Raw genomic sequence first — 18,975 nt, 5'->3', positions numbered from 1 at the left:
GTGTCGTGCTCAGTCCTGGCCCCGGGGGTTCCTTCCGCGCCGTTGGAGCGCCTGCCGGCGGGCCTCCGCGCGCGACTGGTGCTTCACGTCAGAGGTGGACTCGGGGCGTGCCTCGGCCTGCAGCCTGCGGGCGAGTTCGTGGATGGTGGGATGTTCGAAGAAGTGGGTGATGGGGACGTCCTGGCCCAGCGCCTCGCCCAGCCGCGAGCACGCACGCACCGCGGACAGCGAGCTGCCGCCCAGGTCGTCGAAGAAGTGGGCATGCACGTCCACGGCGGGCAGCCCCAGGGCCTCCGCCCAGGCGCGCGCCACGGTCTCTTCCAGCGGCGTGCGAGGCTTGCCCGCTGGTGACACGACGAGCGACGGCCGCGGCAGCGCCCGCACGTCCACCTTGCCCGTGGCCAGCAGCGGAAGCGCCTCCACCGGGACGATGTCGACCGGAATCATGTGCTCGGGGAGCTGCTCGCGCAGCCGCGCCCGGAGCTCTCCCGGTGGAAGGATGTCTCCAGGCGGTGGCACGACGTATGCGACCAGCCGCGGCTCGCCGTCCACGGAAGGACGCCACGCGGTGACGTGGGCTTGTCGCATGCCGGTCAGCTCGCGCAGCGCCGTCTCCACCTCGCCCGGCTCGATGCGGAAGCCGCGAATCTTCAGTTGCGCGTCCGCTCGCCCCTGGAAGTCCAGCCTTCCATCCGCGTGGCGGCGGGCCATGTCGCCCGTGCGGTAGAGCCGGGCCCCGGGCTCGCCGCCGTGGGGGTCGGGGATGAAGCGCTCGGCCGTGAGGTCCGGCCGGTCCAGATAGCCACGGGCCACCGACGGCCCGCCGACGTACAGCTCGCCCGCGACTCCCACCGGCACCGGCTGGAGCGCCTCGTCGAGCACATAGGTGTCCACGTGGGGCATGGAACGCCCGATGTTGGGCGGCCCCACTTCATCCGGAGCGATGACACCCCAGGTCGCGCCCACCGTCACCTCGGTCGGGCCATAGCCGTTGTAGAAGGCGCGGCCTTCGGCGAAGCGGGCCACGAGGCTCGCCGGACACGCCTCCGCGGCCACCATGAACATCGACAGGTCCGGCAGCGGCCCCTCCGGAAGGAGCGCGGCGACAGGGGGAGGCAACGTCGCCGAGGTGATGCGCTGCTCGCGCAACATCCGGTACAACGCCTCACCCGCAGGGGGACCACCGGGCGACAGGTGCAGCGCGCCTCCCGAGGCCAGCGCCAGGAAGTAGTCCCACGCCGACATGTCGAACGCGGGCGAGGCGAACTGCAACACGCGCGAGCCGGGCCCGACGGGCAGGTCCGACACCATCGACTCACACAGGTGCGCGGTGCCGCGGTACGGCACCATCACGCCCTTGGGCTTGCCCGTGCTCCCGGACGTATAGGTGATGTAGGCCGCGCAGTCCGGAGGTGGCTCGCCGGCCTCCCACAGGGACGTGTCCGGCATGTCGTCGCCTTCGCCGTGCGCCTCCCATGACAGCAGCGTCACCCCTTCGGGCAACGCCAGGCGCTGCGCGTAGCGCTCCTGGGCCAGCAGCACGCGCGCGCCGCAGTCCGCCAGCGTCCACGCCACGCGCGCGGGGGGATACGAAGGTTCCTGGGGCACCACCGTGCCCCCGGCCTTCAAGATCGCGAGGAAGGCGACGACCTGCTCCGGGCTGCCGCGCTCCAGCAGCGTGCCGACACGAACCTCCGGCCCGACACCATGGCGCCGCAGGCGCGCGGCGAGCCGGGCCACCCATGCCGCCAACGCACGATAGGACCAGCTCGCCGCGCCCGCGACGAGCGCAGGCGCCTGCGGCGTCTTCGCGGCCCAGTCCTCGATTCGGTGAACGATGCCGGGCACGGGCGCGCCCCGCGTGTCCTGTGTCCTCCGCCCCAGCGCCAGCAGGGTGCGGCGCTCATCGGGAGCGAACAGGGGCAGGTCGCCCAGCGGCACCTCCGGCTGCGCCACGGCGGCATCCAGCAGTGCCCCCAGGTGGCGCGCCATCCGTTCGGCGGTCGTGGCGTCGAAGAGGTCGGCGCAGTACTCCAGCCTCGCCACGAAGGCCCCTTCCAGCTCCGCCATCATCAGCGCGAGATCGAAGGCGGCGCCGGGATGGCTCAGGGGGACGGACTCGACGTTCAGGTCATCGCCCAGCCGGGCGCTCGCGCCCGAGGCCCCGACGGCGAACGCGCCCAGGAGCTCGTTCTCGGGACGGGGGGACTGCAGGGCGAACATCGTCTGGAAGATGGGCGCGCGCGACGGGTCACGCCGCGGCTGGAGCTGCTCGACGAGCCGCGTGAAGGGCAGCTCTTGGTGATCCAGCGCCTCCAGCACGGTGGTCAGAACCCGCGCCACCAGACCAGAGAAAGACAGCGCGCGAGGCACCTGGGCGCGCAGGGCCACGGGGTTGACGAAGTAGCCCACCTGTCGCGACAGGTCCGCTCGCGGGCGGCCCGTGGTCGGCGTACCCACGATGAGGTCCTCCTGCCCCGAGTAGCGCCGCAGGAACGCCAGGTAGCCGGCCAGCAGCACCATGAACGGCGTGGCGCCGTGCGTCCGCGCCAGGGCCTTGAGCCGCGTGGACGTCTCGCGCGGCAGACGGAAGGCCACCTGCGCCCCTCGGAACGACTGGAGCCTGGGTCGAGGGAACGACGTGGGCAGCTCCAACACGGGCAGCTCGCCCCCCAGGCGCTCACGCCACCAGGCCAGGAGCGCTTCGCCCTGCGCTCCCGTGGACCGCCGCGCCAATGACAGGAGGATGGGAACCACCGGTGGCGGCGGTGGCGACAGGCCGGACGGCGTGCCTCGGACTTCCGCCGTGTAGAGCGCGCCCAGTTCCTCCGCGATGACCTCCAATGACCAGAAGTCCGTGACCAGGTGGTGCATGGCGAGCAACAACACGTTCCCGCGTGCCGCACCGGTGTAGAGCCGGGCGCGCACCAGCGGGCCCCGCTCCAGGTCGAAGGCCTCCCGCGCATCCGCCTCGAGCCGCTCACGCAGCGCCTCATCCGCCCAGGTGGACGCCTCCACCCGCGCCAGCTCCGGCGGCGCGACGCAGGTTCTCCTCGCTGGCGCCCCCTCCACCTCGGGGAACGCGGACGACAACGCGGGGTGACGAGCAACGAGCGCGGAGAACGCGCGAGCAAGCGCTCCGACGTCCACTGGCGTGACGAAGCGCACCGCTTGGGACACGTGGTAGGCCTTGCTGCCCGGAGCCATGCGCTGGAGGAACCACAACGCCTGCTGGCCATCTGAAACGAAGGCCGCGGGGTCGCCGGGCATGACGGCCGGATCCTCGGCTCGCGCCTCGACGTGCTCGGACCGGGCCCGCTCGACCCACCGCGCCAGCTCGCGGAGGCTCTGTCCCTGGAGCACCGCCGTGATGGGTGGAGACACGCCCCATGCCTCGTCCACGGCGTGCAACACCTCCAGCGCGCTCAGCGAATCGAGCCCTTGGTGCGTCAGGGGCACATCCACGCTCAGCGCCGGCCCATTCGCGCCAAGCAGTGACGCCAGCCGGGACCGGAGCACCGCGAGCACGTCCGCCGCTTCGGGTGCCGCGTCAGGCCTGACGTCCAAGGACGCCGCCGCGGCGTCCTCCTTCCATGCGTGCACCGCGTCCAGCGCTCCCGCCAGGAACGCCTCACGCGTGGCGCGCCGCTGCACCTTGCCGCTCGACGTCTTCGGCAATGTCCCGGCGGCGATGAGCACCACGGCATGGACGGCCAGGCCATGCGCTTCGCCCAGCGCCGCGCGGATGCTCGCGACGACCTCGGCCGCCGCTTCCGGCGTGGCGACCTTCGCGGCGACCTCCTGCACGATGACCAGCCGCTCTTCGTCACCAGCGTCCACCGCGAACGCGGCACCGCACCCGGGACGCACGCCGGGATGGCAGCGATCCGCGGCGTGCTCCAGGTCCTGCGGGTAGTAGTTGAGGCCGCGCAGCACCAGCACGTCCTTCAAGCGACCGGTGATGAAGACCTCGCCGCCGTCGATGACCGCCAGGTCTCCGGTACGCAGGTACGGGCCCTCCCCCGAGCCCGCCAGCCGGCCATGGAACGTGCGCTCCGTTTCGTCGGGGCGCTGCCAGTACCCATCTGCCACGCTTGGACCGCGCACCCAGAGCTCGCCCACGCGGCCCGGCGCACATGGACGGCCGGTTTCAGGGTCCACCACCCGCACGTCCTGGCCGCCCAGCACCTGCCCGCATCCCACCAGCGCCGTCGCTGGAGCGTCCACCTCGGGGGGCCGCGCCTCGCCGCGCAGCAGGCCGTCACGAGCGAAACGCCGCACCACCGGCACGGCCGAGCGCGTCCCTCCCGAGACGATCAGCGTCCCCTCCGCCAACCCGTAGCAGGGATAGAAGGCCTCGCGCCGGAAGCCCGCCGGGGCGAACGCCTCCACGAACCGCTCCAACGTGTCCGCGCGTACGGGCTCCGCGCCGCTGAACGCCACCTCCAGGCGGCTCAGGTCCAGCGCCGCGCGCTGTTCGGGCGTGGTCTTGCGCACGCACAAGTCGAACGCGAAGTTGGGCGCGCCGCAGACCGTCGCACCGAAACGCGACATCGCCTCCAGCCACCGCAGCGGGCGCTGGAGGAAGGACATGGGAGGCAGCAGCACCGACGGGATGTCGCGGTACAGCGCCTGGATGAGCCCTCCAATCAGCCCCATGTCGTGATACGGCGGCAGCCAGTGGGCGGCCACCGGGTGGGGGCGGGTGTCGAAGCCCCGGGCAATCAACCACGAGTTGTGCAGCAGATGACGGTGCCGCAGCACCACGCCTCGTGGCGTCCCCGTCGAGCCCGAGGTGTATTGCAGGAACGCCACCGAGTCGCCCCGCAGGACGGGCGCGCGCCAGGCCTCCGCTTCGTGCTGGGACACGGAGTCCGTGGCCAACCAGCGCAACGCCCGCAAGTCGGGCGCCCCTTGCGTGAGGGGCTCCACCCTGTCCGCGATGCCGGAAGTCGTCAGCGCCACCCGGGCGCCACAGTCCACCACCAGCGCCTGGAGCCTGGGCAAGGTGCGGCCCAGCCGCATCGGGTCCGGTGGATAGGCGGGCACCGCCACCACGCCCGCGTAGAGACACGCCAGGAAGCCCAACGTGTAGTCGCGGCCCGGCGGGTACAACAGCAACGCACGTTCACCGGGCGCCAGGTGTCGTTGTAGCAGCGCCGCCACCGCGCGGGCGCTCGCGTCCAACGCCGCGTAGGAGAGGGTCTGCTCCCCCGCATCGTCGAGAAACGTATAAATCCAGTCGTCTGGCTGCGCGGCGGCGCGAGCCCGACACATTTCCACGAGGGTGACATCCTCTGGGCAGACGAATTCGGAGGCGGGGTCGGCGCGGGTCGGAAGATGCATGTCGAGAGTCCCGAAGCACTGCCTGGAGGCACCGCCCGGAACGCCGCCTCACATCCCCTGCTGGAAGCACGAGGGGCACGCTCCGCATTGCTCCGAACAGCGCCCCTTGGATTCCGGCTCTTTCTACCGGATTCCAAGTAACCAGAAAAGGCCCGGTACGCGCGCGCCTCGGTCTTCCACGGTATGAGCCATGACACGCCCAGTGACACAACGAGGCGTGCCGCCATCCACGCTGAATGAATGAGGAACCAACGGAATGAAATACACCAACCTCGGACGCACGGGTCTTCGTGTGTCTCGTCTCGGCCTGGGCTGCATGAGCTACGGCACGCCCAAGTGGCGCCCCTGGGTGCTGGATGAAGAAGCCGCGCAGCCGTTCTTCCGCCGGGCGGTGGAGCTGGGCATCAACTTCTTCGACACCGCGGACATGTATTCACTGGGCGCGAGCGAGGAAATCACGGGCCGTGCCCTTCGCCGTTACGCGCGCATGGACGAGGTGGTGCTGGCCACCAAGGTCTACTTCCCCATGGGGGACGGGCAGAACATGCGGGGCCTGTCGCGCAAGCACATCGTCCAGGGCTGCGAGGCCAGCCTGAAGCGGCTGGGCGTGGAGGCCATCGACCTCTACCAGATTCACCGGATGGACCCGAACACGCCGCTGGAGGAGACGCTGGCCGCCCTGGACCAGCTCGTGCGCCAGGGCAAGGTGCGCTACCTGGGCGCGTCCTCCGCGTATGCGTGGCAGTTCGCGCGGGCGCTGGGGATCGCGGACCTGCGCGGCTGGACGCGCTTCGTGTCCATGCAGGGCCACTACAACCTCGTCTACCGCGAGGAGGAGCGGGAGATGCTGCCCCTGTGCGAAGCCGAGGGCATTGGCGTCATCCCCTGGTCGCCGCTGGCCCGCGGCCTGCTCGCGGGCTCTCGCAAGTCGCTGAAGGACCGGGACGCCACCACGCGGGCGAAGTCGGACACGCTGTCCCCCATGCTCTATGACCAGGCCGGCGACTGGGACGTGGCGGAAGCGAACCGGAGCGTCGCGGAGAAGCGCAACGTGCCGCCCGCGCAGACGGCCCTGGCCTGGCTCCTCTCGCGCCCCGCGGTGACGGCGCCCATCATCGGCGCCACGAAGCTGGAGCACCTGGAGGACGCGGTGCGCGCGGTGGACCTCAAGCTGACCGCCGACGAAGTGAAGGCCTTGGAGGCCCCCTACCAGCCTCACGCCGTGCGTGGACTCTGAGCGCACGGCCGCATCGGCGGGGCGCTGACACAGGCGAACCTGTCACGGCGCAAGCCTCCTGCGCTCCGGCGAAATGCACCCGGGCCCGCGGCGTCATGGACCCTCCATGCGCCGGGCCCGCGCTTCACCCGTAAGCCGCTGCCGCAGCCACGCCGCCGCCGACCGGAGATCCGCTTCGAAGTGGATGCGCGCCTCCGCCCGCGCCCGGCCTTCTGGAAGCCGCAGCACCGCTTCGGGGTCAAACGTGGCCATCCAGCCATCCGCCCACCGCGTGTCCAACAACTGCCCCCGGCTCAGGTGCATGCGGAACCCCACCCCCAGGAAGGCCTGCGCCGCCACGGGCCCCAGCGCGATGATCATCCGAGGGCGGACCTCCGCCACCACGCCCTCCAGCCCATGACGGCAGGTGGGCCCTTCCCCCCGCGCCGTCGGAGGGAGCCCCCCGGGCCGCGAGCGGCATCCGTCCCCGCACGGCCGCACCACCCGGCGACTGCAACGCGTGAGCCCCGCGCGGCCCAACACGACCTCCAGGAGCGCTCCCGCGGAACCCGCGAAAGGCGGCTCCGCGATGTCCACGGGGGACGCTCCCACCAGCAGCAAGGACGCGCGCTCCGCGTCCGCCCGTGGGGGAGAATGGGACGCCGCCAGCCCTACCCGGGCGCGTGCCCACTCCGGCAGCGCCCCGCCTTCCTCGAAGGTCAACCGCTCCCGGTCCCAATGCGCCCAGGTGTCTGGCGTGAACAGGCTCCAGGAGAAGTGCGGGAAGCGGCGCACGAGGAACGGCGCCACGTCCCGGACGATGAGGTGTTCGGGCCGGTACCACGCGACATGGTGTTCGCGCCCGTCCCGCCACACCCGGCGGAAGCGCAAGGCCGCCATCAGCGCCTGCGTGTCCCGCCGCACCGCCTGCTCCAGCCACCGCAGCCGTCGCACGTCCGCGTCGTCGTGACACTCCAGCAGCGACGGCTCTCCATGGGTCAGCCGCCACAGCACGCGGTACAGCAGCGCCCAGCGCGCCGGCTCCCGGTGGCACACCACCTTCTGCGCCAGCCCCACGAAGTCCCGAGGCACCCCGGACGCGGCGCGCCCCCAGGCCTCCCAGCGCGCGGCCTCCAGCCACAGGCCCTGGCGTCCACGCGTCTCCTCGAAGTGCACCCGCTCTGGAGGTTCGCCCCGCGCCAGCAGCCCCCGCGCCACCACCCGGAAGGACGCCAGGTCCGGCGCCACGAAGACCCGCGTCAGCCCACCGTCCCGGTGTCTAGCCGCGAGCCGTTCCCCCTGCGCGCCCCGGACCTGCGACCACCGGGCACCGATGACAGGCCTCAACTCCTGATGGACGTCCATCCGGGCATTCCTACCTGCCCGGTCTGACATCCACCGTCCCGCCCGTGACGTCCTGCCGGCCCCTGGCGGCTCACGGGTCGCGCGCCAGCGCGTCCACCTGTTCCTGGACCTTCACGGCGTCGGAGAAGAAGTCATCCATGGGCGCGGTGCCCACCAGCCGGAAGGCCGGCGGCAGGAGCGACCGGCGGAAGCCCAGCTCCGTGCTGAAGGACTCGTTGCCCAGCCATTCATCCGCCCGCGACAGCGCGCCAAACGACAGCGTGACGACGGCGATGACCCGGATGAGCCGCTCCGGCTCCCAGCGCGTCACGTAGCGCAGGTGCCAGTAGAGCCCCCAGGCCATCAGCGACAGGAAGGCGACGTGGTGGGCCCAGGCCAGGTTGCCGCTCACCCCCAGGCTGAAGCCCACCAGCGTGAGCAGCGGCTGGATGATGACGGAGCCCAGCAGCACCAGCGCGGCCACGGTGGCATGCGTGCGGTAGTGGAACTGGCGCCGGGCGATGCGGCTCGCCACCGACCAGCCCCCCGCCCACAGGAAGGTGATGCCCAGCGGCACCACCAGCGCCACCGTCAGCTCCCCCCAGTCCGTGCGCCCGTAGTTGGCCAGGTAGCCTTCCAGCAGGCTGGCGCCCAGCAGTGCCTGCAGGGCCAGGGAGAAGTAGCGGGGCTGCTCGAACACGCGCGGCCTCGGCGCGGTGGGCGCCGCCGCGACGACGGTCTTCTCCACCGGGTGACCTCGCGCGCGGAAGCGCAGCACCGTGTCCCCCACGGACACGCGGGTATCCGTGACCAGCTCCAGCTCGGCCAGCTGCGCCCAGGGCTCCACGCGGTAGGTGCCGTTCTGGCTGCCCACGTCGCGCAGCACCAGCGTGCCGTCCTCGCGGCGCTCGATGCGCAGGTGCTCGGCGGAGACCTTCGGGTCATCCAGGATGACGTCGTTGCCGTAACCCCGGCCGACGTTGATGGGGAAGCGCTCCAGGCGATGACGGGCCTGGACGGAGTCCCCTTCCAACACCTCCAGGAAGATTACTTCGTCCACGACAGCCCCTCCAGGTAGCGGCGCGCCAGCTTGCGGCCATTGTCCGCGGTGAAGCCCGCCAGCGTAAGCGACGTGTCCACGCCGCTGGTGCTGGCGTTGAGCGTGGCCGCGCGCAGCACCAGGTCGTAGAGGCCGGGGAACTTCCGGTAGGCACGCATGCACAGGGCGGCGCGGACGGGCAGGCCCGCCACATCCACGAACTCCGATTGGCAGCGGTAGTTGGTGACGTCCTGCCGCGTGGCCTCCACCGCGTCCGGGTCCTGTGAGAAGAGCGCGCTGTAGAGCGCGGAGAAGCGCAGCGCCCCCAGCTTCTGGCTGGTGGCGTGTTGATGCAGGAAGGCCACCACGCCCGTCCGGTGGCGCGAGGACACGAAGATGTCCTCCTCCGACGAGCACTGGTAGTTCGTCACCGTGTACGGCACCTCGGGGTCATGCGGCGTGTCCCCCCAGCACTTGAGGAACGTGCCCCAGCGCCCCGGCACGCGGTAGCTGCCCAGCGTCTGCTGCGGCATGGGCGCGCCCAGCAGCCTTTCGGTGACGCGCTGCTGGTTGTCCAGGAGCTGCGAGCGCACGGTGTCCAGCAGCGCCTGCGCGCCGGAGTCCTTGGCTGCCAGCGCGCGGGCCAGCAGCGCACGCGCGTGCTTCACCGGCACCAGGAAGCCCACCTGGTTGCCCATGGTCGCCACGTTGACGCCCACCACGCGGCCCTCGCCCGTGAGCGTGGGGCCGCCGCTCATGCCCGGATTGATGGCCCCGCTGAAGTGCAGCCGCTCATAGAGCGCGTCGTGGATGAAGCCGTTGTACGTCCCCTCCACGATGGTGGTGCCCAGGTCGCGCGGATTGCCCATGGCGAACAGGCGCGCGCCCTGCGGCGGCTCGCGGTCGTCCAGGTCGAAGAAGCTCTGCACCGGGGTGGCCGTCTGGATGATGGCCAGGTCGTGCACCACGTCCACGTCCACCAGGCGCACTGGCACGGGCTCTGCGCCGCCCTTCAAGACCAGCTCCGCCGTGTAGTCCTCCGGGTGGATGACCACGTCGGAAATCACGTGGTAGTTCGTCACCGCGTGCCCGGCGGCCGACACGAAGAAGGCCGAGCCGATGGACGAGCGCGTGCCGGAGCGCCGCTCGATGATGCGCACCTGCGCGACCTGCCCCTCGATGCGCTGGAACAGCTCATGCGTGGCGGGTGGCAGCGTGCTCGAGGGCACGGCGGGCACGGCTTCGGGGGTGCCTGGTGCGGGAGGCGGGCTCGGCTCCGCCGGCACGACCGGCGACTGCGTGAGCACCGCTGCGAGGATGAAGGCGAACATGGATGCGGCGCACCCTACCCCACCGCGCCCTCCGACGGACGTGCAGCCTCATGTCCCGCGCCAGGCAGGCGACCGGGCGGTCCGTCCACCCACCGACGCGGGCCTGCGCCGGCGGTCCATGGTCGCGCCGCGCGCGGGGTCCCCATCTTCGCCCTTCGGGTGGGGGAGCCGGCATGCGTCACAGCCAGCGGTGCGGCCGGCGCGGACCCGCGGCGCGGTGGCGGAAGGTGGCGCTGCTGGTGTCCCTGCTGCCCTCGCTCGCCCAGGCGGCGGAGCTACCCGCGGATGCGCCACGCGCCGAGGACGAAGACGAGGAAGGCGCCGCCCTCCCTCCTCGGCCCCGCCAGTTCTGGTGGGCCCTGAGTGAAGTGACGGCCATCAACCTCACGGTGTGGGGCTTCAACCGCTACATCATGAACAAGGACTTTGCCCGGGTCGGCCTGGACGCATGGCGAACGAACCTCGAGAGAGGGTTCGTCTGGGACAAGGATGATTTCAGTACCAATCAGTTCGCGCACCCCTACCACGGCAGCACGTACTTCAACGCCGCCCGGGACCACGGCTTCAACTACTGGGGCGCCATGGGCTTCACCCTGGTGGGCAGCCTCCAGTGGGAGTTGTTCGGCGAGAACCACCTGCCCTCCTACAACGACCTCATCAACACCACGATGGGTGGGTGGGCCCATGGAGAGGTCATCTACCGGCTGTCCTCCATGCTGCTGGACCAGCGCGCCACGGGAACCCGGCGCGTCGCCCGCGAGGTGAGCGCGGGGCTGCTCAATCCCATCCGAGGCGTCAACCGCGTGGTGCGCGGGGATGCCTGGCGCAGCGCGCCCACCCCGGAGGACTGGCAACCGCCCGTGTTCGCCGTGCTGACGCGCACCGGCTACCTGAACATCGACGCGGGCACGACGCTGAACCAGTTCTTCGCGGAGCTGGACCTGCGCTACGGCGACGCCCTGCGCTTCCCGGTGGACGCGCCCTTCGACGCCTTCAACATGGGCGTGCAGTTCACCACCGGCGAAAACCGACTCATCAGCCGCGCCGAGGTGAAGGGCGCGCTGGCGATGCTCCCGCTGGAGAACGGTGGGAACGAGCGCGTGCTGCTCGGCGCCTTCCAGCACTTCGACTACAACGACACGCAGGCCTACGAGCTGGGCGGTCAGTCGATCGGCGCGGGGCTCGTGTACCGGTACCTGACGCACGAGGGCCGTGAGCTGCGCCTGGCGCTTCATCTGCGAGGCGTGGTGCTCGCGGGCATCACCTCCGAGTACGCGGACAAGGTGGGCCGCGACTACGACTACGGCCCGGGCCTGGGCTTCCACTTCGAGGCGTCCTACGGGCGCTGGCCCTGGGAGTACCTCAAGCTGCACGCGGGCAGCACGTGGCTGCACACGCTCAACGGCGCGGACGGCAACCACCTGGTGCATGAGGGCACCTTGCTGCTGGACGTGCCGTTGTTCGCCAACCTGGGCCTGGGCGCCAGCTTCACCTTCTTCGAGCGAAACAGCTTCTTCCGCGACTTCGATACCGTCTCACGCGGAATCCCGCAGGCCCGGGTGTTCCTCTCCGTGCACTGACCGTCCACGCGCGGCTACGACGTGGCGTTGCCCGCCGCGTGGCGCAGCCGCCGCCGGCGCCACGCCGTGTACGAGACGACCAGCGCCCCGGCCAGGGTTCCCGCCAGCGCGCCCAGCACCCGGCGTGGGACGGGGCCACCCGCGCTCGGCGGCTCGTGGCGGAAGGTCTCCAGCGAGGCGCGCACTTGCGGCTCCAGCGCCTGCCACCGCACCGCGGGCGCGCTGACCATCACCACGGCGTGCTCCCCCTCCGAGGCCAGGCCCGCGACGAGCACCGTGCGGACCTGCCCCGCCTCGCGCAGCGTCCCCAGCACCTCCACACGCGGTGTCACCCCGCCCAGGCGCTCCACGCGTTCCGCGGCAAGCGAGAGCCCCAGCTCGCGCTGGTAGTGCTGCATCACCGCGGACGCGAACTCTTCCCGGTCAGAGGGGCTCGCGCTGAAGCCGCGCCCCACCACGGACACGAGCAGCGTGGCGGCGTCCGGGCCCTCTCCGTCGGTGAGGGCCGCCGACAAGGCGCGCGGCGCGTCCGGGTCCAGCGCCACCGCGCCCACGCGCGAGCCGGCGTACTGCTCCCACCGCACCATGTGGAAGCCTTTCGGTGGGCGAAACGAATAGCCATCCCGGCGCAGCTCCGTTCCGAGCGCGCCCGGCAGCGTCAGCAGTCCGACGGCCAGGAAGGTGGCGTGCACCGGGGCATCATAGTCATCCCCCCACGCCCGCGCCCGCCCGGCAGCCGGGGGCCTCGCGGCCTCAACGCACGGCGTGTGGCCCTGCGGGGCTGCGCTGAAGATGGAGACGGACCCGGCGTGCCGAATCCGGCTGTCCGAAAGCGCTCGCTCGCAAGGACATTCGTGCGATTCGCATTTCGAGCGAGACCTGAATAATCAGCCTATCCGTTCCCGAAACAGAACTGCCCCCAGCCCTGGGAGACCACGCATGAATGGCATTGGCGGAAGTCGGACGCGTCGAATGACCTGGGTCCTGGCCGGATGGCTGATGTCATGCGCGCCGGGACCGGACAGTGGCGCCTTGGAGGGGAGCGCGTCGCCCCCGGAAGGTCCGTCGCCCGTGGGAGCGCCATCGGAGGGTGCCGCGGCGCCGCCACAGGACAACTGCTCCGGCCATGTGCTCGCGACGAACAACGGCGTGTATGCAGCGGGGGCGCTCCTGACGCTGGCCTGGGCCGCGCCCGCCAACCGGCCCTCGGGGGATTGGGTCGGCCTGTTCAAGAAGGGCGCTCCGGACTCCGCGCACCTGACCCGGCAGGACGTGCCACCTGGCGCGGTGGGCCTGCTGTCCTTCTCCGCCCCCAGCCGCGGAGGGACCTACGAGCTCCGGTACATGACGGCCGGCGGTTCCACGCCCGTCGCCGTCAGCAACACCTTCACGGTGAACGCCGAGCCGGGGCATGTCCTGCTGCTCAGCAATTACGACGGAGGGACCTACACCCTGGTGATGGATGAGAACCTCCCCAACATCCAGATTGGCATTGTCTCGTACAAGCCCTCGCACGTGACGGTGACCGGTCCCTACGCCAGCAACGTGAGCATCCTCCGGCTGGTCAGCTATTCGAGCCAGGCGTCAACCGTCCAGGGTGTGGATCCCAGCAAGGTGCAGGTGGTTCCACCCCAACCCGCCACACATCATCAGCCGTACGCCAGCACCACGCTGGGCTGCGCGACCGGCGCCCGTGTCTTGTCGTGGCCTGGCGGTGGCTGCAACACCATGACGCAGGTGGAGGAGTACTTCCTGTCCCAGTTCGGCGAAGTCCCCTTCCTGTCCCACCTGAGCCGCTCCGAGCCCTTCAGCGGAAGCATTCCACTGTCCCAGGCGCGGCTGAACCTCGTGATCGCTCGGGAGACGACCCACCTGGACGTCGCGCAGGCGGTGGGGCGTCCCAGCCATCCCGTGGCGGTCAGGGTGGACGTGAACGCCAATCTGGGGGCGCTCTCGCCTCAGGCGCCAGCGCTCACGACGGGCGCGCTCCCTTCGGGTTCAACGGTCCGCATCAACAACCATGCGAACATCGTGGGCGCCGGAGGCAACGGCGGCTCGGGAGGCAATGGCGGAAGCGGAGGCCGTCCCCGCTCGTGCAATCGCGACGGGCTGCCGGGAGGCCCGGCCATTGAGCTCACGGTTCCAGCCATCCTCACCAATCGCGGCAACATCTGGGGCGGCGGCGGTGGTGGTGCCGGCGGGTCCGGGTGCAACCGAAACGCGGGCGGTGGCGGCGGCGCAGGCTTCGTCGGAGGCGCGGGGGGCGAAGGCGCCAGCGCCCTCAGCGGTTCGGAAGAGCTGGCGTATTGCGGCCAGGACAACGGCGTGCGCACCGGCGAACCAGGCAGGGCCGGCGGCACCGCGGGAGGCCAAGGCGGCCGGACGGGTGACTACAGGGGCGATGGCTCGTACGACATGCTCGGCGGGGATGGCGGAGGCTTTGGCCAGCCCGGCGAACCCGCGGGAGCGTGTGGTGGACTCGGTGCGTCGACTGGCGGCGCCGCCGGTGCCGCGATCAAACGCCGGGGGCATTCGGTGAACGTGCCGGATGGCCGCTACGACACCGGTGGGGGGCGCATCCGCGGCCCTGTCATGCCTTGAGGTGCTGACACCGCCGCTGCTGGCAGGTCACCGGGTCCTTGCAGGAGTACGTCAGCTGAAAGAGCGCGTAGTGGTCGCCATACGGCGTCTGCTCGCAGCGCAACTCCTGCTCCACCGCGTTGCAGTATCCCGCGGGGCATGCGGCCGAGGCCGCCGGTTGGAACGCGCATCACGCTGGCGCATCGGAATTCCGACGCGATACTTTTGCAGCGTGAGCGACACTCCCTCCGAGCCTTCTCAGCGCAGAAGCGGATTCATCGCAGGGGCCGCCATCGCCCAGTCGCTGATGGTCCCCTACCTGGTGCTTGCCGGGCTCATGGCCGCCGAGGTGTCAGGGGCCCTGTCCGCGGCGCTGCTGCTGTACGGGCTGACCTTGGCTGTCGCGACGGTGTTCCTGTTCCGTCACAAGCGCTGGGCCTGGCGCCTGTCTTCCGCGCTCGCGGTGGTGGCGTTCCTCGCTGGAGCTGGCGTGGCGTGGATGCCTCCGTCATGGGTGGGAGGTTTCCACGCCCTGGGCGCAGCGGCGATCCTCGGCGCCCTGTTCGCAGGCCACCCGGCCATCCCGGCGCCACCGGCGCTCGCGGCCGGTTAGTCACAACGCCCCCTGATAGCCATGCTCCAGGTATTTCAGCACATCGCCACGGAACGCCTGCTGCTTCGCGCCGTGCGCGACAGCGATTTGGATGATGTGTTCGCCCTGCATGCGGATCCGGAGACGAACCGGTTCAGCGTCTCCGGCCCCATGCCCTCGTTGGAAGTCGCGAGGAAGCAACTGGCGCTGTGGCTGGACGACTGGTCCCGTCACGGCGTGGGCTACTGGGTGGTGGCGCGGCGCGAAGCCCCTGGTGACGTCGTGGGCTTCGGTGGCGTGCGCCACAAGGCGCTCGAAGGACGCACGGTGCTGAACCTCGCCTATCGCTTCACGCCCCGGACCTGGGGCACCGGGTATGCGACGGAGATGGCCCGCACGGCCCTGATGCTGGCCCAGCGTCACCTGCCCGACGTGCCCGTGGTCGCCATCATCCACCCGGACAATGGGGCCTCCCTCCGCGTCGCGGAGCGCAGCGGAATGCGCTTCGAGCGCGTCATCGACTACGAGGGCACGCCCAGCCGGCTCTACGTGCCCGCCCCGCCGTAACGCCCTGCCCCGCGCACCCAGCCCGAGCGGGCGGCCAGGCTCATCGACTTCCGCCAATACTTAAGCATCGGCTTGACAATCAAACCCCGCCTCTCAATACTTAAGTCCGTGCCTAACCAATCGGACATCGACCGGGTCTTCCACGCCCTGGGGGACCCCACGCGCCGAGCGATGGTCGAAACCCTGGGCAATGGACCCGCCTCGGTGAGTGCGCTCGCCAAGCCGCTTGGCATCTCGCTCGCGGCCGTCGTCCAGCACCTTCAGGTGCTCGAGGAGAGCGGCCTCGTGACGACCGAGAAGGTGGGCCGCGTGCGCTCGTGCCGGCTGGAGCCCAAGGGCTTCCGGGTGGCCGAGCAATGGATTGCCGATCGAAAGAGCCTCATCGAGCGGAAGTTCGATCGGCTCGAAGCCCTGCTTTCCGAAGAACCCACCCCACCCTCTGGAGACAAACCATGACCGTCGTTCACAGCACCTTCACCATCGACCGCGCCTTCAACGCCCCCGTTCCCCGCGTGTTCAACGCGTTTGAGAACCCTGAGATCCGCCGCCGCTGGTTCGTCGAGGGCGAGGGCTGGGAGGTTGGCCACTACGAGCTCAACTTCCAGGCGGGAGGCCGCGAGAGCGGTGTCTTCCGGTTCCAGGGAGGCCCGGAGATTGGCAACGACACGCTCTACACGGACATCATCCCCAACGAGCGCATCGTCTTCGCCTACACGATGACCATCGCAGGCAAGCGCATTTCCTCGTCGCTGGTGACGGTGCAGTTCACCGCCGAGGGCGACAAGACGCGCATGTCCTATACCGAGCAGGGCGCGTACTTCGAGGGCGGACAGGACGCGATCCGCGGCCGCGAAGCGGGCACGAAGGAACTGCTGGAGAAGCTGGCGCTGGAGTTCACGCGCTGAGCATGGGCGCTGGCCTCACTCGAGCGCCGCGATCCGGTACTCCCCCTCTTCGAGCACCAGCCGAACGGCGCGTTCGTCGCCCAGCGGGAACACGGCCTCACCCGCGCCAACGCGGACATGCGTATTGAGTGCGAGCCGGGCACGGCGGAGACGCTCCTTCGCAAGCGGCTCGCGCTCGAAATCCTCGCGAAGGCGCTCCGGTGTGTAGCGCGCTCGCAAAGGCCCGGCGAGCTGGCCCCAGGCGGCCTTCCAGTCACGGGCCTCCACGCTGTCGATGAACTGGCGAAGGGCGGCCCGAGGCACATCCGCGGGCCGGGCCTCGACGACACGCCACCCCTGGGGGGACTGCGCGACCGTCAGGGAGGGCGCTCGCGCTTCCAGGAGCGGCGCGCCGGCGCGGACGTCCGCGGCCCTCGCGCTGCGAGCCCCGGGATCCGAATAGCGCTCCAGGAACGCCGCCTCCTCCTCGGGCCCACCCACCGTCAGCGCGAACGCGTCCCCGACACGTCCTTCATCGAGGGCGCGGGCATACGCCTCCGCAACGGAGGCGGGTTCGCGCGGCGTGGTCGCGCAGGCGGTCAGCAGGAGGCAGAAGACCAGGGAACGGTTCATACGCATCGCGGGGAGAATACCTGCCCGGGCACGCCGGCCAATCGCTGTCTTCGACCAGGCACGGTGCCTCACCCAGGCGTGCCTGGCCGAGCGCCGCGGCGCTGCGCCCTCTCCGCCTTCGTCACCTGTTCCAGCAGGTCATGAAGCCGTGGCTCCTCCACGGGCTCGATGAACTGGACGGTATGCCGCCGCCCCTCCTCCTCCACGGTCAGGGTGAACCGGCGGGCATCCGCGGCGCCTGGAGGCAGGGTGCCCACAACGGGAGGCAGTTCGAAGAAGCGGGCGGCCTGGACGCTTTGCCGCAGCGCCTCCGCCTGCTCTGGTGGCAGGCTTGTCAGGTCCACGACTCTTGGCCGAGCCAGCCCAGGGAAGTAGGCCGGCCCACCTTCGCGTTTGAGTTCGATGCGCATGGCAGCCGCGACGCAGCCCCTACGCCCTGGGGGCGCGCCCCGCTTGTGCCGAGGGCTGGGGGACGGCGCCGACGAACGCGGGCATGCGGACACCCGTCCGGGCGACGCGGATGCCCACCTGCTCCCAGGCCTCCCGGACCGCGTCCTCCTCCTCTCCCGCGCCGAACAAGCGCGTCGCGGACATCACGGTGATGCGCGCGAAGTCGAGGAAGCCCATGTCGGGCTTGATGTGTGAGTCGCGAATGGCGTCGTACCAGATGCGCCCCGCCCGCTCCCAGGCGTAGCCGCCCAGTTGCGACGCAACCAGGTAGAACGCCCGGTTGGGGATTCCGGAGTTGATGTGCACACCCCCGTTGTCCTCCCACGTACGGACGTAGTCCTTCATGTGCCCGGGCTGAGGGTCCTTGCCCAGCACGTCATCATCGAAGGCCGTCCCCGGATTCTTCATGGAGCGCAGCGCGACCCCTTCCACGTTGCCGGTGAAGAGGCCCTTGCCGATGAGCCAGTCCGCCGCATCCACCTTCTGATTGAGCTTCATCTGGCGCACCAGGGAGCCGAAGACGTCGGACATGGACTCGTTGAGCGCGCCCGCCTGGCGGAAATACCAGAGCGGTCCCTCGTCCTCAGTGACACCGTGCGCGAGTTCGTGCGCGATGACGTCCAGGCAGATCGTGAAGCGGTTGAAGAGGTCGCCGTCCCCATCACCGAACACCATGCGCCGCCCATCCCAGAAGGCGTTGTCGTAGGCGTTCCCGTAATGGACGAAGGCCTGCAGCGGCATCCCATCCCCGTCGATGGAATTGCGCCCGAAAATCTCCCAGAAGAAGTTGTAGGTGTCTCCCAGGCCGTCATAGGCCTCAGTGACGGCGATGTCGTCCGTCGCCTCCTGTCCCTCGAAGCGAACGGGCGTGCCAGGAAACGCTTCACTGTTCCTCAAATCGAAGATGGTCCGATGCAGCGCGGATTCCACCATCATGGCCCTGGGACGGGTGACGAGCGTCGATGGCGTCGTTCTGCTTCCCGCGAGCCGGAGCGCACGGAACGTCGAATCCGTGGAAAGCGTCCGCAGGACACGCTCACGTTGATCGCTGGTGCCGTTCTGCGCGATGGAGCGAGCCAGGTAAGGCGGCAGGATGCAGTGGATGGAGTGCCGGTGTCGTGCTGGGTGGAACATGACGAATCCCTCTGCTGAATGGGTTCAGCCAAGAGGGTAGGAACGCCGGACGTCCCTTCGGGCGACTCGAACGCGCACGGGCTCCGCCGTCCTGAAGGAGCACAGGCACGCGAACGGGCCGGGGCTGCCAGCTTCCCGTCAAGGCATCCCATGGCGAACTCGCCCCTCCTTTTCCAGGGCGTCTCCCTGTTCGCCATTTCCATGCGAACAGCGCCCCCGTTCAGTGACACCACACGTGGCCAGCGCCTATTCCTCCGCCTCGCCTTTGGTGAGAGGGGG

The 18,975-nt window shown here is 70.3% G+C and carries 16 protein-coding genes; 7 read left to right on the top strand and 9 right to left on the bottom strand.

What is annotated here, in order from left to right; genetic code table 11:
• Positions 1–9: 9 nt before the first annotated feature.
• On the bottom strand, positions 10–5,277 hold the full coding sequence (locus FL344_RS08945; RefSeq protein ID WP_228564882.1) for a non-ribosomal peptide synthetase: 5,268 nt from the start codon (positions 5,275–5,277) through the stop codon (positions 10–12).
• Positions 5,278–5,602: 325 nt separating this feature from the next.
• Between FL344_RS08945 and FL344_RS08940 the strand changes: the two genes are divergently transcribed.
• Positions 5,603–6,583 carry an aldo/keto reductase gene (locus FL344_RS08940; RefSeq protein WP_141590126.1) on the top strand — a complete coding sequence of 327 codons (981 nt, stop codon included), beginning with the start codon at positions 5,603–5,605 and terminating at the stop codon, positions 6,581–6,583.
• Positions 6,584–6,676: 93 nt separating this feature from the next.
• Here the strand turns inward: FL344_RS08940 and FL344_RS08935 are convergent, their stop codons facing one another.
• The 3 genes from FL344_RS08935 to FL344_RS08925 all read right to left on the bottom strand — a co-directional run bounded on the left by FL344_RS08935 (position 6,677) and on the right by FL344_RS08925 (position 10,276).
• Positions 6,677–7,927, bottom strand: a complete 1,251-nt coding sequence (locus FL344_RS08935; RefSeq protein WP_141618211.1) for a DUF4130 domain-containing protein — start codon at positions 7,925–7,927, stop codon at positions 6,677–6,679.
• Positions 7,928–7,997: 70 nt separating this feature from the next.
• Complete coding sequence (locus tag FL344_RS08930) at positions 7,998–8,966, bottom strand: FHA domain-containing protein (RefSeq protein ID WP_141618210.1); 969 nt, start codon at positions 8,964–8,966, stop codon at positions 7,998–8,000.
• On the bottom strand, positions 8,954–10,276 hold the full coding sequence (locus FL344_RS08925; RefSeq protein WP_141618209.1) for a S1C family serine protease: 1,323 nt from the start codon (positions 10,274–10,276) through the stop codon (positions 8,954–8,956). The genes FL344_RS08930 and FL344_RS08925 overlap by 13 nt, the downstream gene beginning before the upstream one ends.
• Positions 10,277–10,449: 173 nt before the next feature.
• On the opposite strand from FL344_RS08925, the gene FL344_RS08920 reads away from it, so the two are divergent.
• Entirely contained in the window at positions 10,450–11,856 is a 1,407-nt protein-coding gene (locus FL344_RS08920; protein ID WP_141618208.1) for a DUF3943 domain-containing protein, read from the top strand.
• A gap of 14 nt (positions 11,857–11,870) precedes the next feature.
• Here FL344_RS08920 and FL344_RS08915 read toward each other — a convergent pair whose 3' ends face one another.
• Positions 11,871–12,548, bottom strand: a complete 678-nt coding sequence (locus tag FL344_RS08915; protein ID WP_141618207.1) for a hypothetical protein — start codon at positions 12,546–12,548, stop codon at positions 11,871–11,873.
• Between the two features lie 379 nt (positions 12,549–12,927).
• Here FL344_RS08915 and FL344_RS38955 point away from each other — a divergent pair, with 379 nt between their 5' ends.
• Positions 12,928–14,457 carry a hypothetical protein gene (locus tag FL344_RS38955; protein ID WP_228564883.1) on the top strand — a complete coding sequence of 510 codons (1,530 nt, stop codon included), beginning with the start codon at positions 12,928–12,930 and terminating at the stop codon, positions 14,455–14,457.
• Here the strand turns inward: FL344_RS38955 and FL344_RS39705 are convergent.
• Positions 14,447–14,572, bottom strand: coding sequence for a hypothetical protein (locus tag FL344_RS39705; protein ID WP_255508179.1), 126 nt, complete (start codon positions 14,570–14,572; stop codon positions 14,447–14,449). The two genes, FL344_RS38955 and FL344_RS39705, sit on opposite strands and share 11 nt — an antisense overlap.
• A gap of 96 nt (positions 14,573–14,668) precedes the next feature.
• Between FL344_RS39705 and FL344_RS08905 the strand changes: the two genes are divergently transcribed.
• The 4 genes from FL344_RS08905 to FL344_RS08890 all read left to right on the top strand — a co-directional run bounded on the left by FL344_RS08905 (position 14,669) and on the right by FL344_RS08890 (position 16,500).
• Complete coding sequence (locus FL344_RS08905) at positions 14,669–15,049, top strand: hypothetical protein (protein WP_228564881.1); 381 nt, start codon at positions 14,669–14,671, stop codon at positions 15,047–15,049.
• A 21-nt stretch (positions 15,050–15,070) separates the two neighbouring features.
• Positions 15,071–15,595, top strand: coding sequence for a GNAT family N-acetyltransferase (locus FL344_RS08900; protein ID WP_228557926.1), 525 nt, complete (start codon positions 15,071–15,073; stop codon positions 15,593–15,595).
• Positions 15,596–15,703: 108 nt separating this feature from the next.
• A complete protein-coding gene (locus tag FL344_RS08895; protein ID WP_141618206.1) occupies positions 15,704–16,051 on the top strand; it encodes a metalloregulator ArsR/SmtB family transcription factor in 348 nt (115 codons plus the stop codon).
• Entirely contained in the window at positions 16,048–16,500 is a 453-nt protein-coding gene (locus tag FL344_RS08890) for an SRPBCC family protein (RefSeq protein WP_141618205.1), read from the top strand. The genes FL344_RS08895 and FL344_RS08890 overlap by 4 nt, the downstream gene beginning before the upstream one ends.
• Before the next feature lie 15 nt (positions 16,501–16,515).
• Here FL344_RS08890 and FL344_RS08885 read toward each other — a convergent pair whose 3' ends face one another.
• The 3 genes from FL344_RS08885 to FL344_RS08875 are packed head-to-tail and all read right to left on the bottom strand — an operon-like array spanning position 16,516 to position 18,498.
• Positions 16,516–17,184, bottom strand: coding sequence for a hypothetical protein (locus FL344_RS08885; RefSeq protein ID WP_141618204.1), 669 nt, complete (start codon positions 17,182–17,184; stop codon positions 16,516–16,518).
• On the bottom strand, positions 17,181–17,522 hold the full coding sequence (locus tag FL344_RS08880; RefSeq protein ID WP_141590116.1) for a protealysin inhibitor emfourin: 342 nt from the start codon (positions 17,520–17,522) through the stop codon (positions 17,181–17,183). Before FL344_RS08880 ends, FL344_RS08885 begins: the two co-directional genes overlap by 4 nt.
• A gap of 19 nt (positions 17,523–17,541) precedes the next feature.
• A complete protein-coding gene (locus FL344_RS08875; protein ID WP_228564880.1) occupies positions 17,542–18,498 on the bottom strand; it encodes a M4 family metallopeptidase in 957 nt (318 codons plus the stop codon).
• Between the last annotated feature and the right edge of the window lie 477 nt (positions 18,499–18,975).

Origin of the sequence: Myxococcus sp. AB036A, from assembly GCF_006547355.1 — a bacterium.
Taxonomy (GTDB): Bacteria; Myxococcota; Myxococcia; order Myxococcales; family Myxococcaceae; genus Myxococcus; species Myxococcus virescens.
Note: the sequence above shows the minus strand (reverse complement) of the source record. Positions and strands in the feature narration are given on the sequence as shown.